Origin of the sequence: Sphingobacterium sp. DR205 (assembly GCF_011064245.1) — a bacterium.
GTDB classification, from domain to species: domain Bacteria; phylum Bacteroidota; class Bacteroidia; order Sphingobacteriales; family Sphingobacteriaceae; genus Sphingobacterium; species Sphingobacterium athyrii.
In genome coordinates, this window is the sequence record NZ_CP049333.1 from 2829100 (window position 1) to 2841487 (window position 12388).

The 12388-nt window shown below is 41.5% G+C and carries 11 protein-coding genes; 9 read left to right on the top strand and 2 right to left on the bottom strand.

The features are described 5' to 3' along the window. Positions 1 to 191: 191 nt before the first annotated feature. The 8 genes from G6053_RS11930 (at position 192) to G6053_RS11965 (ending at position 9649) form a co-directional block, all read left to right on the top strand. The gene (locus G6053_RS11930) at positions 192 to 1160 is read left to right on the top strand and encodes an SUMF1/EgtB/PvdO family nonheme iron enzyme (protein WP_108632003.1); all 969 of its coding nucleotides are present in this window, start codon (positions 192 to 194) and stop codon (positions 1158 to 1160) included. Positions 1161 to 1189: 29 nt separating this feature from the next. Further along, positions 1190 to 2503, top strand: a complete 1314-nt coding sequence (locus G6053_RS11935; RefSeq protein ID WP_108632002.1) for a Gfo/Idh/MocA family oxidoreductase — start codon at positions 1190 to 1192, stop codon at positions 2501 to 2503. A 13-nt stretch (positions 2504 to 2516) separates the two neighbouring features. Further along, the gene (locus G6053_RS11940) at positions 2517 to 3539 is read left to right on the top strand and encodes an FAD:protein FMN transferase (RefSeq protein WP_241255012.1); all 1023 of its coding nucleotides are present in this window, start codon (positions 2517 to 2519) and stop codon (positions 3537 to 3539) included. Positions 3540 to 3555: 16 nt separating this feature from the next. Next, a complete protein-coding gene (locus G6053_RS11945) occupies positions 3556 to 4479 on the top strand; it encodes a TIM barrel protein (protein ID WP_165306589.1) in 924 nt (307 codons plus the stop codon). A gap of 94 nt (positions 4480 to 4573) precedes the next feature. Beyond that, positions 4574 to 5818: an MFS transporter gene (locus G6053_RS11950; protein WP_165309623.1), complete on the top strand. Its 1245-nt coding sequence runs from the start codon at positions 4574 to 4576 to the stop codon at positions 5816 to 5818. A gap of 42 nt (positions 5819 to 5860) precedes the next feature. Next, positions 5861 to 7546, top strand: a complete 1686-nt coding sequence (locus G6053_RS11955) for a GMC family oxidoreductase (protein ID WP_108631999.1) — start codon at positions 5861 to 5863, stop codon at positions 7544 to 7546. Between the two features lie 20 nt (positions 7547 to 7566). Further along, positions 7567 to 9000 (top strand): Gfo/Idh/MocA family oxidoreductase, encoded by a 1434-nt coding sequence (locus G6053_RS11960; protein WP_108631998.1) that lies wholly within the window; start codon positions 7567 to 7569, stop codon positions 8998 to 9000. A 19-nt stretch (positions 9001 to 9019) separates the two neighbouring features. Next, the gene (locus G6053_RS11965) at positions 9020 to 9649 is read left to right on the top strand and encodes a gluconate 2-dehydrogenase subunit 3 family protein (protein WP_165306590.1); all 630 of its coding nucleotides are present in this window, start codon (positions 9020 to 9022) and stop codon (positions 9647 to 9649) included. A gap of 47 nt (positions 9650 to 9696) precedes the next feature. On the opposite strand, the gene G6053_RS11970 is transcribed toward G6053_RS11965, so the two are convergent. After that, positions 9697 to 10422, bottom strand: a complete 726-nt coding sequence (locus G6053_RS11970) for an acyl-ACP thioesterase domain-containing protein (RefSeq protein WP_165306591.1) — start codon at positions 10420 to 10422, stop codon at positions 9697 to 9699. A 325-nt stretch (positions 10423 to 10747) separates the two neighbouring features. Between G6053_RS11970 and G6053_RS11975 the strand changes: the two genes are divergently transcribed. Then, entirely contained in the window at positions 10748 to 11014 is a 267-nt protein-coding gene (locus G6053_RS11975) for a hypothetical protein (protein ID WP_172394354.1), read from the top strand. Between the two features lie 70 nt (positions 11015 to 11084). On the opposite strand, the gene G6053_RS11980 is transcribed toward G6053_RS11975, so the two are convergent. Continuing rightward, on the bottom strand, positions 11085 to 12386 hold the full coding sequence (locus G6053_RS11980) for a TolC family protein (protein WP_165306592.1): 1302 nt from the start codon (positions 12384 to 12386) through the stop codon (positions 11085 to 11087). Between the last annotated feature and the right edge of the window lie 2 nt (positions 12387 to 12388).

Here is a 12388-nt window from a genome sequence, read left to right on the forward strand (position 1 = left end):
GAAAACCTTTTTTATTGACGGAAGTTTTTTGTTCACTGTACTCGTCTTAAGACGCGGTAAGTCAATTTGCTAAACCGTTATTATAAATAGATTCTTCCATTAAGAATTAAACTGTAATAAAAAAGTTATAGTGCCAAAGTGTAAAGTATACACCTTATTTTATATTTTAGTCTTTAAATAGAAACCTAAATATGTTAAAAAGATTCTTAATTCCTGTTTTACTGTTTGCTGGAGTACATGCCATTGCTCAAAACAAGTTGGATCCTTATGAGCAGACCATTGCGGGGACCAATCTTTCGTTTAAAATGGTGGCTATCCCCGGCGGAAGCTTTAAAATGGGATCTGTATCTGGCGGTAAGGAAGATGAAAAGCCAGCGCACGAGGTTAAGCTCGACCCTTTTTGGATGGGACAATATGAAGTAACCTGGGACTTGTTTGAACCCTTTTTGTACAAAGATTACGAAATCGCGAAAAGTAAGGATGGTAAGGTTGCTCCGGAAATAGACGCCGTAACCCGGCCTACGAAGCCCTATCTTGATATGACATTTGGTTTTGGTAAAGAGGGGCATCCCGCACTTGCTATGACCCACTATAATGCGATTCAATTCTGCAAGTGGTTATATGTTCGTACGGGTGTGTTTTATCGTCTTCCTACGGAGGCAGAGTGGGAATATGCGGCTCGTGCTGGTGCGAAGACGGCTTATTTTTTTGGCGACAACGATACACAATTAGGCGAATATGCCTGGTTTAAGGATAATGCTGAGCAAAAAACGCATGTGGTAGGAGAGAAAAAGCCAAATCCTTGGGGGCTTTATGATATTTATGGAAATGTGGGTGAATGGACTTACGACCAATACAAGGCCGATAGCTATGCGGAAGGTAAGGATAAGGTATTGACTAATCCTGTTGTTGTTCCTACGACGTTGTATCCTAATGTTGTCCGTGGTGGTGCATTTGACAGTGCCGCTGCTGATCTGCGTTCGGCTGCCCGTGGCGCATCGGATCCTATATGGAAACAATTGGACCCGCAGGTTCCCAAAAGTAATTGGTGGTTCCCTGAGGCCCCCTTCGTTGGTATGCGTTTAGTTAGACCGCTCAATCCCCCTAGCCATGAAGAGATTATGGCTTATTATGATAAAAAACCAATTAAAGATTTTTAAAAAAATAAAATAATCAATATAAAACTATTATGGAAAATCTAGAAAGAAGAGATTTTATTAAAACTTCTGCCATGGTTGCTGGCGGCGCCATGTTAAGTTCGCTGCCTTTATCTGGAGCCTATGCTGCTGGTTCCGATGTGATCAAAGTAGCTTTAGTAGGCTGTGGAGGTAGGGGGACAGGGGCTACATTTGATGCGCTAAGTTCGGGAGCGAACATCAAAGTTGTCGCTTTGGCTGATGCATTTAAAGATAATTTAGATAGTACATATAATACCCTTAAGGAAAAATGGCAAGATAAAATTGATGTCAGCGACAACCATAAATTTGTGGGTTTTGACGCCTATAAAGAGGCAATCAAATTGGCAGATGTGGTTATTCTGGCTACGCCTCCAGGGTTTAGACCAGCACATTTTGAAGAAGCAATCCGTCAGGGAAAACATGTTTTCATGGAAAAACCTGTTGCTGTGGATATTCCCGGAGTGCAACAAGTTATCCGTGCGGCTGCTGAAGCTAAACGTAAAAAATTGAATGTTGTCGTAGGTTTGCAACGCCGTTATCAAACGAATTACCGTGAGGCCATCAAACGTATTCACGATGGTGCAATCGGTGATGTAACTTCGGGACAGGTGTATTGGAATTCAGGCGGGGTATGGGTACGCCCACGTAAGCCTGAGCAAACAGAAATGGAATATCAAATGCGCAATTGGTACTATTTCAACTGGTTATGCGGTGACCATATTGTTGAACAGCACGTACACAATATTGATATTGCCAACTGGGTGAAAGGTTCTTATCCGGTATCTATCCAGGGAACTGGAAGCAGGGCGCACCGTACAGGCAAAGAATATGGTGAGATCTACGATAATTTTGCGTTGGAATTAACCTATGCGGACAACAGTGTGGTATATAGCCAATGTAGACATTTTGAAGGAATACAAAACCGTGTTGATGAGCAGTTTCAGGCCACAAAAGGCCGAGTATACCTTTCTGCCGGTGGACAAGCCATATTGTATGATTGGAAAGGTAAAGAAATCTATCGTCATGATGCGAAAGGTAATCCTAACCCTTACCAACAGGAACATAAAGAACTTTTCGCAGCGATTGCCAACGGGGAGTATAAGTTTGATAATGCGGAGTACGGTGCTTACAGTACTTTAACTGGTATCATTGGCCGTATTGCTTGTTATACAGGTAAGGTCATCAAATGGGATGAGGCATTGAAATCAACGATCAAATTGGGCCCAGATGTCTTGGCTTGGGATGCTAAACCGAAGTTGTTGCCTGATACCGAGGGCTTTTATGCAGTAGCTAATCCGGGTCAAAATACAAACCTTTATATTTAATAGCTGTGCGGTGATGGGGCTAAAAGGGAAAATTTGCCATATATTCTTTTTTATCATCTGGTCGCTTGGTTTACAGGCGCAAACGGATTCAAAAGAATTAAGCAAGATTCGACTGGAAGGCCCTGCACAAGGCACACAGTTTCACCTTACTTATTTTGCTACGGATAGCATTGTCAAACGGTCGGAAATAGATAGTATCTTAAAAGTTATTGATCTATCCATGTCGGTCTACCGCAAGGATTCTAAGATATCGCTGTTCAACCGGGATACGGTGACGCATATCGAAATGGATCAACATATGGCTCGTGTCATTGCTGCTTCATTTCGATACAACAAACTATCCAAAGGCCAATTCGATATTACCATTGCCCCACTGGTCAACCTTTGGGGCTTTGGTGTGAGAAAAAGCGAAGTAGTACCAGATTCGGCAACCGTCTACCAGGCAAAGCAATTTGTCGGAATGCACTACCTCAAAGTCAATCACAATCAATTGGTAAAGAAAAAACCGGGCGTTAAGATTGATGTAAATGGTATCGCACAGGGCTATACGGTGGATGTGCTGGCAGAATACTTAAAACATAAAGGGCTGTCGGATTACATGGTGGAAGTGGGGGGCGAAATCCGGGTTTCAGGAACAGCTCCCGGGCAACAAGGTTTTTCAATCGGTATTGTACAACCCGATGAAAGTAGACAGGAAGAGACTATGACGGCTGTTGTGCAGCTCCGGTCCGGGGCGTTAACTACGGCCGGTAGTTTTGAGAAGTTTATTAAATATAAAGATAAAAAACTGGGACACCACATAGACCCCATTTCAGGTTTTCCCTATACGACCAGCATCTTAAGCGTTACGGTGTACGCCGGAACGGCCATGGATGCCGATGCCCTGGACAATTACTTTATGAGCATGGAGCCTGCCGAAATTATCGCTAAGGCCAAGAAACTTAAAGATGTGGAGGTTTTTGTCATTTATAAAAATAAAAACCAAGCCATTCAGACGGTTTATTCGGATGGATTTGGTAAATTATTTAAAAATTAATCAACTATAAACAAAAATGAAAAGATCTGATTTTATTAAAAGTGGCCTTTTGGCTGCTGGAGCCGGATTATCTGGGCATACATTTGCCTCAACAAATCAAAATGCAACCAATATGATGGATAAAGGAAAGACATTTAATTTAAATTATGCACCCCATCAAGGGATGTTCAAGAATCATGCAGGAGACAATTTTCTGGACGAAATTCGTTACATGTATGATTTGGGATTTCGTGGAATTGAAGATAATGGCTATCTCGGCCGTTCATTAGATGAGCAAAAGAAAATAGGGGAACTATTGGCCAAATTGGGGATGACCATGGGGGTATTTGTGGTTGATGGCGGCCAAAATTGGATGCCTTCCTTGGCAACAGGCAAACAGGAATTTTTGGATAAATTTGTCGAAACTTGTCATAAGTCTGTCGAAGCGGCCAAACGCTGTAACGCAAAATGGCTTACGGTAGTCCCTGGATTCTATGAGCGAAGACTTCCCTGGGGAAATCAATTCAGCAATATTCTTACAGCAATGCGTAAAGGTGCAGAGATCTTCGAGCCCCACGGGTTGGTGATGGTGCTTGAAACGCTGAGCGATACCCCGGAGTTATTTTTGCAACAAACGCATGAAACCTACGCCCTATGTAAGGCTGTCAACAGCCCATCCTGTAAGATTTTGTACGATATCTATCATATGCAACGTACGGAGGGAGATTTGATTGCTAACATGAACCGTTGCTGGGATGAAATTGCTTATATCCAAATTGGCGATAATCCGGGACGGAAAGAACCCACTACGGGCGAAATCAATTACAAAAACGTATTCAAACACATTCATAGTAAGGGATATAGAGGTATCATGGGGATGGAACATGGTAATTCTAAGCCAGGCAAGGAGGGCGAAGATCGATTGGTCACTGCCTACCGTGAGGTAGATAGCTTTTTGTAATATTTTAATAGTGTACTATTGACAATTAGATTTAATTTCTTAAATTGAGCAGGTAAAACCAATTAGTAGTATTGTAAAACACCATTTATTTATGATTTCATCAACAATAAAATTTAAACTGTCCTTCATGATGTTCCTTGAATTTTTTATTTGGGGGGGATGGTTTGTCACATTAGGCACTTTTCTGAGTAAGAATCTGCATGCAACGGATTTCGAAATGGCCAATGTTTTTTCGACGCAGTCATTGGGCGCTATTATCGCTCCCTTTATTGTAGGAATGATCGCCGATCGTTATTTTAATGCCGAGCGTATTCTAGGTGTTTTGCATTTGGTGGGTGCCGTATTAATGTATCAGATGTATGGTGCGGCCGATATGTCTACTTTTTATCCCTATGTCTTGGCCTATATGGTGCTATATATGCCAACATTGGCTTTAGCGAGCTCAGTTTCATTTCGCCAATTAACAAATCCAGAAAAACAGTTCTCAGCTATACGTATCTGGGGAACAATTGGTTGGATTGTGGCAGGTTTAGCAATTAGCTATATCTTTAAATGGGACGCAGCGGCATCTGATGGTGCATTGAAAAACACATTTTTGATGTCGGGTGTGGCTTCTTTGGTATTGGGGGTATTTTCCTTTGCCTTACCAAAAACACCACCAGTTAAACTGGATGAAGGTGAAAAACCATCATTTGCATCAATTATTGGTTTAGATGCCATTAAACTGTTGAAAGACAAGAACTTTTTGATCTTTTTTGTATCCTCAGTATTAATCTGTATCCCATTGGCATTCTATTATTCAAATGCAAACCTATTCCTTACGGAAATCGGCTTGGAAAATCCAACAGGTAAGATGACTATTGGGCAAGCTTCTGAGGTCTTGTTCTTATTGGCTCTTCCGATTTTCTTTACAAAGTTCGGATTCAAGAAGACGATCTTGGTAGGGATGTTGGCATGGGTGATCCGTTACCTGCTGTTTGCTTATGGTAATGCGGGTGAACTTTCATTTATGTTGCTTATTGGTATCGCTTTACACGGTATCTGCTATGACTTTTTCTTTGTTTCGGGACAGATTTATACAGACAGTAAAGCTGGTATTAAATACAAATCTGCCGCACAGGGTTTAATCACTTTGGCAACGTATGGTGTTGGTCAGTTGATCGGCTTCTGGGTAGCAAGTTACGTAGGGGACAAATACAAAGATTTAAAGGCAACTGATTTGGCAGGTTTTTGGAATCATACTTGGGTCGTACCCGCAATTATTGCCGCGGTGGTATTTTTTATCTTCTTAGCTCTTTTTAAAGATGAGAAAGTGGATAATGCGAACGCTGCACACTAAACAGAAAAAATAACTATTTAAAAACAAATAATTAGAAGAGAGATGGCAACAAATACTTATGACGCGATTGTAATCGGTTCTGGGATAAGTGGTGGATGGGCTGCGAAAGAATTGACAGAGAAAGGGCTGAAAACAATTATGCTAGAGCGTGGTCGTAACATCGAACACATCAAAGATTATACTGCGCCAAATAAAAATCCATGGGAATGGCCTCATGCTGGTGGTCGTACGCAGCAGATGATCGAAGATTATCCGGTTTTGCGTAGAGATTATCCCTTGAATGAAAAGAACCTGGATTTTTGGGTGAACGAAAAAGAGAGTCCTTATACAGAAGTAAAACGCTTTGACTGGTACCGTGGGTATCACGTCGGTGGTCGTTCTTTAATGTGGGGAAGACAATCTTATCGTTTGGGAGATTTGGATTTCGAGGCAAATTTAAAGGATGGTCATGGTGTAGATTGGCCAATCCGTTATAAAGATATTGCTCCTTGGTATAGTTATGCTGAAAAATTTGCTGGTATCTCGGGAAATAGAGATGGCGTGCCATCTTTGCCAGATGGTGATTATATGCCTGCAATGGCGATGAACATTGTTGAAAAAGATTTGGCTGAGCGCTTGAAAAAACAATATGGAGGCCAACGTCATTTCATCATGGGACGTACAGCGAATATAACGGTTCCACATGAGGGCCGTGTCAACTGCCAATATCAAAACCAATGTTGGTTGGGTTGTAACTTCGGTGCTTATTTCAGTACACAATCGGCAACTTTACCAGCCGCAAAAAAAACGAATAACTTAACATTACGTCCGTTTTCTATCGTAACAAAGATTATTTACGATAAAAACACCAAAAAGGCAAAAGGTGTTGAAATTGTTGATGCTGAAACGAATCAGACTTATGAGTTCTTTGCGAAGGTAATTTTTGTTTGTGCGTCGGCATTGAACTCGACTTGGGTGCTGATGAATTCAGCGACCGATGTTTGGGAAGGTGGTCTTGGAAGTAGCAGCGGTGAGCTTGGACACAATTTGATGGATCACCATTTCCGTTGTGGTGCCGGTGGTAATGTAGAAGGATATTTGGATAGCTATGTTTTTGGTCGTCGTCCGACAGGTCTTTATGTGCCGCGTTTTGTAAACGTTGAAGGCGATACGAAAAAACGTGACTATGTTCGCGGATTTGGTTATCAGGGGGCTGCAAGCCGCAGCCGTTGGTCCGGTGCTGTTGCCGAGATGGAAGTTGGTGGTGCATGGAAAGATGCGATCTGTGAACCTGGTACCTGGAATGTAGGTTTCACGGCATTTGGAGAGACTTTACCGTACCATGAAAATAAAATTACGCTGGATAAGAGCAAAAAAGATAAATGGGGGTTACCTGTGCTATCGTTCGATGCCGAAATCAAAGATAATGAATTGAAGATGCGTGGTGACATGCAAAATGAGATGAAGGAAATGCTGGAAAGCATTGGCGTAAAAGATACGTATACTTATGATAATGTATATGGACTTGGCCAAGGTATCCACGAGATGGGAACAGCTCGTATGGGACGCGATCCTAAAACATCGGTATTAAATGGGAATAACCAGGTCTGGGATGCATTGAACGTATTTGTTACGGACGGTGCGTGTATGACTTCTGCAGGCTGTGTCAACCCATCACTTACATATATGGCGCTTACTGCACGTGCAGTCGATTTTGCGGTTAGTGAATTGAAAAAAGGTAATATCTAATAGCTAAAGATTGATAACAAATGGAAAATAACTCAAATAAGTCGAGTAGAAGAGATTTTTTAAAGACTGCGGCAACTGCTGCGGCAGCTTTCATGATCGTTCCTCGTCATGTATTAGGAGGAAATGGTTTCATTGCTCCTAGTGACAAGTTACAAGTGGCTGGTATAGGTGTAGGTGGTAAAGGGTTCAGCGACATTAACGCATTTCATGATTCAGGCAAAGCGGATCTGGCGTTCTTATGTGATGTGGATGATCGTCGTGCTGCTGGAGCATTGAAACGTTACCCAAAAGCAAAATATTATAAAGATTATCGTGAGATGTTGGACAAAGAACATAAACGCATTGAGGCTGTTTCTGTTTCGACTCCGGATCATCAGCACGCAATCCAGGCATTGGCGGCAATGCAACTGGGCAAGCACGTTTATGTTCAGAAACCGTTGACTCATGATGTTTGGGAAGCAAGAGCACTGACGCATGCTGCCAAGAAATACAAAGTGGTTACCCAAATGGGAAATCAGGGTGCATCAAATGATGGTCCTCGTTTTGTCCGTGAGTGGTACGAAGCTGGTTTAATCGGCGATGTACACACGGTATACTGTTGGACTGACCGTCCGGTGTGGCCTTCAGGAATTGCATGGCCAACGGGTAAAGCGGAAATTCCGAAAGAGCTGGACTGGGATCTTTGGTTGGGAACTGCCCCATACAAAGAGTATGTGGATAAATTGGTACCATTCAACTGGCGCGGCTGGTGGGATTATGGTACCGGAGCACTTGGTGATATGGGTTGCCACTTATTGGAAGTTCCTTTCAGCACCTTAGGCCTGACTTATGTACAAGATGTACAGGCAACAGTAGGTTCTGTTTATGTGGATGAATTCAAACGTGGTTATTTCCCAGAAAGCTGTCCGCCGTCAAGTCATGCGACATTGACGTTCCCTAAAACTCCGCGTACAAATGGTCCTGTAACATTACATTGGATGGACGGTGGTATTCAACCTGCACGTCCGGATGAATTAGGTCCGAATGAAATCTTTGGTGACGGTGGTAACGGCATCTTGTTGGTCGGTACCAAAGGTAAGATCTTGGCTGATACTTACGGTCAAAATGCACGTTTGTTACCAACATCAAGAAAAGATCAAGTTGCGCAGAAATATGCTCGTGTACCCGGACAAGAAGCTGGTCACTATGCACAATGGGTGGAAGCTTGTCAAGCTGGTTATGGTAAAAAAGAAGTAAGTTCACCATTTGAAATTGCTGGTCCATTAACTGAAGCTTTGTTGATGGCTAACCTAGCAATTAGAGGCGCTGATTTACGTTTAGATGGAAAATATCCAGGACGTAATCTAAAATTGTTATGGGATAATGACAATATGCGTGTGACAAACTTTGATCATGTGAATCAGTATGTCAAACGTAATTACAGACAAGGTTGGGAAATGAAATATAATTTCTAAAATTAAGATATTTAGTAGTATGAATAGAAGAGAAGCATTACAACGGGTTGCCTTGATTTTAGGAGGTACTGTTATCGGCGCCAATTTATTTTTGGAAGGCTGTACGCGTTCGGCTACAAAGGATGTGGAAGGCTTATTTGAAGCAAAAACGACAGATTTGTTGGGCGATTTAGCTGAGGCTATTTTACCTGCAACAGCTACTCCTGGAGCGAAAGAAGCTGGTGTAGGAAGCTTTATTCCTGTAATGGTCCGTGACTGTTACACAGAAAAGCAGCAAAAAGCATTTTTAACTGGTTTTGCTAGTTTGGATGATAAAGCGAAAGAAGTGAAGGGAAAACCTTTCCTTGAACTTTCAGCTGAAGATCGGACAGCGGTAGCTGCAGCTTTGGATAAAGAAGCAAACGAGTTTAACAAGAAACAGGGCGAAGAGCAAAAAGATATCCTGGAGAAAAATAAAGAAAAACAAAATCAATTGTATAATTACGTAGAAAATGATCCACCACACTGGTTCACGATGTTTAAACAATTGACATTGACGGGTTTCTTTAATTCGGAATTAGGTTGTACAAAAGCATTGCGTTTTGTTAAAATCCCCGGAAAATATGACGGAAACTTTCCGTACAAAAAAGGTGATAAAGCATTCGCATAATACCTATGCGTTGTGTCAAATAAAAGCGGAGGCCTTGGCCTCCGCTTTTATTTTGTCTCTACCTCCAGTGCAAAATGAATACGTTGTTGTTTTGTGACGGTCATGAAATAGCCCTTGTCGGTCGAATCCCCATTAATGTCAACTGTGTCATTATAACGAAGTTCTCTGAGGTAATTCATCTCCAACGATTTGATCTGATTTGTCAGAACCAGTTCGATTGGCAGTCTATCCATACACCAGTCCAGGTATTTGACATTATTGGCATGGTTGACAATATCAAGATCGGATAACTTGACGCTATATTGATCAATATTTTTGACAGATTGAGAAATATCCAATTTTGAGAAAGGTCGTTGTGTAGCAGGGCGATCCGGATAAGTTGTAAAATCATCTGTAGAAATGGCCAGATCCTCAGAACTTCTTTTAACCGTATTGATCACCGCCCAATAGCTTGTGGCCGTGACATATACTTGTCCATTTACCCGAATTTCAAAATTACGCGTAGAGCGCGCACCTTCCAGTTCCTGTATCCATGTTCTTATCTGAACAATGTCCATCCATTTGGGCAGTCTGTTGATTTCAATACGCATTCTGCTGAGCACCCAGGTTTGGTTGTGTTTGGCCATTTCCTTAAAACCGAAACCGATATTAGTTGCATGCTCGCCAGCAGTAAGCTGAAGAATATTTGATAAGTCGGAGAAACGTATACGACCATTGGAGTAACATTGTGTGAAATAAATTTCCCAGTTTTTCTCAAAGACTGATTTTTCCATCTGTTGTGTAGTTTTTTTGCAAAATTAGGCAATATGACTGATTTGATCCCTTAAATCAAAATGAAATGACATAATTTTAAGATATTCAGATAATATTGTATTGCATGGCAAATTTCAGGCATTAACGGAAGAAAAAAGCGAAAACCGCCAATCGTTTTTTTATTGTAAAATAAATGATAGTTTTCAATTATTTAATTGATTATTATCATCAGATTAGGTAGATTTAAATAAGCCAATGGCATAAAATAATAAAATAAGATTGGTTTTATCGCGTTATATCTAGTGTAGCGCGAAACATTAAATTTACACATTAAATGCTAATATTATGGTTGGAGAACTAATAGCTAAAGAGGAAATTCCTCAATTTAAATTTATCCCTGCGAGCGAAGATAAGTCAGCAACGTTTATGGATAAATTGAAAGGGGCCCTTCGGTTGGGAAATGAATTTAAGTCCAAAACTGAAATAGCCTTTCAAACAGATTCCGGACCAAAGCGTATCGAAACCACAGTGTGGTCATTAACCGATAGATATATCCAGATTAAAAGTGGGGTATTAATCCCGCTTCGGTCGATTATTGCAATTGACTATTAATAAGAAAGGCTCCTACATTCGTAGGAGCCTTTCTCTTGGCAATTCATACTGAAAGGATTGTCTATCATAGTTAATAGGTTTCGCCAGTGAGTTCCTTCAGGCGTATTTCTGAAACTTTCGCATCGTACTGCGCCGTATAGCTCCTGGTCATTGCATTGATGTAATTCAACTGTGCTGTCCTTACTTCCAAGGTCGTAATCGTTCCGATACGAAACTTATCCATGGTAATGTTTAGATTTTCTTTGGCCAGCTCTTCGTTCTTTTTTTCTACGTTCGCCAATTCGATATTAGTCATATAGGTTTGGAAGAGTGTCCGAACTTGTGCCTGTATATTTTGTTTTTGCTGCTGTATCTGTATTTCTGTGCTTTGCATCTGAAATTTCGCGATTCGTTCATTTCTGTTTTGGATAAAGCCGTTGAAAATATTCAGTGAAGCCGTCACACCATAGTTGAGCCCTTTATTTTTGTTTTCAGTCGAGAAACCCAAAGAGGAGTGGGATTCATTCCAATTATACCCTGTATTCAGTCCGATTTTGGGATAACGTTCCGCTTTGACGGATTTTAGATTCAGTTCAGCGACTCTTTTATTGATGAGTGCCAATTGAATTTGTGGATTTTGCTGATCCGCTATCTGGATCAGATCACCCAATTTAAGATCCGTATCCAGTTTCATCTCATCTTCGACCTGGAAATCGATGTCCAGATCGCGGGTCATTAGCTGATTCAAGTAGGTCTTGGTATTTTGGAAGCTCTCGCGTTGACGGAGTAAATTGGTCTGATCTGTATTTAGGTCGACTTTTGCATTCAACAGATCCAGTTTGGATCCCTTTCCGATTTCCAGACGGTTTTCGGCCAGCGTGACACGATATTGAGATAGCGTAATGGTCGTGTCTAAGGCATTCAATAAACGTTTTTGCTGTACCAGGTTGTAATAGGTGGCAATGACCTCGCTTAACTGACTGATCACTTCAAATTTGATTTCGGCTTCACCTTGGCGCTGTATTTCTTTGAATCTATCGCGACGGGCAAACATACCAAATCCGTCAAATACTGTCCAGTTAAGATTGACTCCATAGGACATGTTGTCGTTCTTGGCGTTGGAGATCTGCTGCACCTGTCCGTCATTTCTTACCTGACGGGAATTTTGAATAGAATTGCTCCGGCTAAAGCTTCCGGTGACCGCAGGGAGCATTCCGGCACTACCGAGACTTGTATTTTCGATATCTATTTTGTAGTCATTTTTTGCCAACAGGATATTGAAGTTGTTGCTCAGGGTGGTTGTCAAAGCCTCCTCCAGCGTTAGTACTTGTTGCGCACGGGCTTGAAACAGGATGAAGCTAAGCAACAGTGTGATGATTATATTTCTCTTCATGT

Coding starts and splice junctions, on each gene's coding strand:
- G6053_RS11930 (WP_108632003.1), top strand. CDS start 192: ATGTTAAAAAGATTCTTAATTCCTGTTTTACTGTTTGCTGGAGTACAT.
- G6053_RS11935 (WP_108632002.1), top strand. CDS start 1,190: ATGGAAAATCTAGAAAGAAGAGATTTTATTAAAACTTCTGCCATGGTT.
- G6053_RS11940 (WP_241255012.1), top strand. CDS start 2,517: ATGGGGCTAAAAGGGAAAATTTGCCATATATTCTTTTTTATCATCTGG.
- G6053_RS11945 (WP_165306589.1), top strand. CDS start 3,556: ATGAAAAGATCTGATTTTATTAAAAGTGGCCTTTTGGCTGCTGGAGCC.
- G6053_RS11955 (WP_108631999.1), top strand. CDS start 5,861: ATGGCAACAAATACTTATGACGCGATTGTAATCGGTTCTGGGATAAGT.
- G6053_RS11960 (WP_108631998.1), top strand. CDS start 7,567: ATGGAAAATAACTCAAATAAGTCGAGTAGAAGAGATTTTTTAAAGACT.
- G6053_RS11965 (WP_165306590.1), top strand. CDS start 9,020: ATGAATAGAAGAGAAGCATTACAACGGGTTGCCTTGATTTTAGGAGGT.
- G6053_RS11970 (WP_165306591.1), bottom strand. CDS start 10,422: ATGGAAAAATCAGTCTTTGAGAAAAACTGGGAAATTTATTTCACACAA.
- G6053_RS11975 (WP_172394354.1), top strand. CDS start 10,748: ATGGTTGGAGAACTAATAGCTAAAGAGGAAATTCCTCAATTTAAATTT.
- G6053_RS11980 (WP_165306592.1), bottom strand. CDS start 12,386: ATGAAGAGAAATATAATCATCACACTGTTGCTTAGCTTCATCCTGTTT.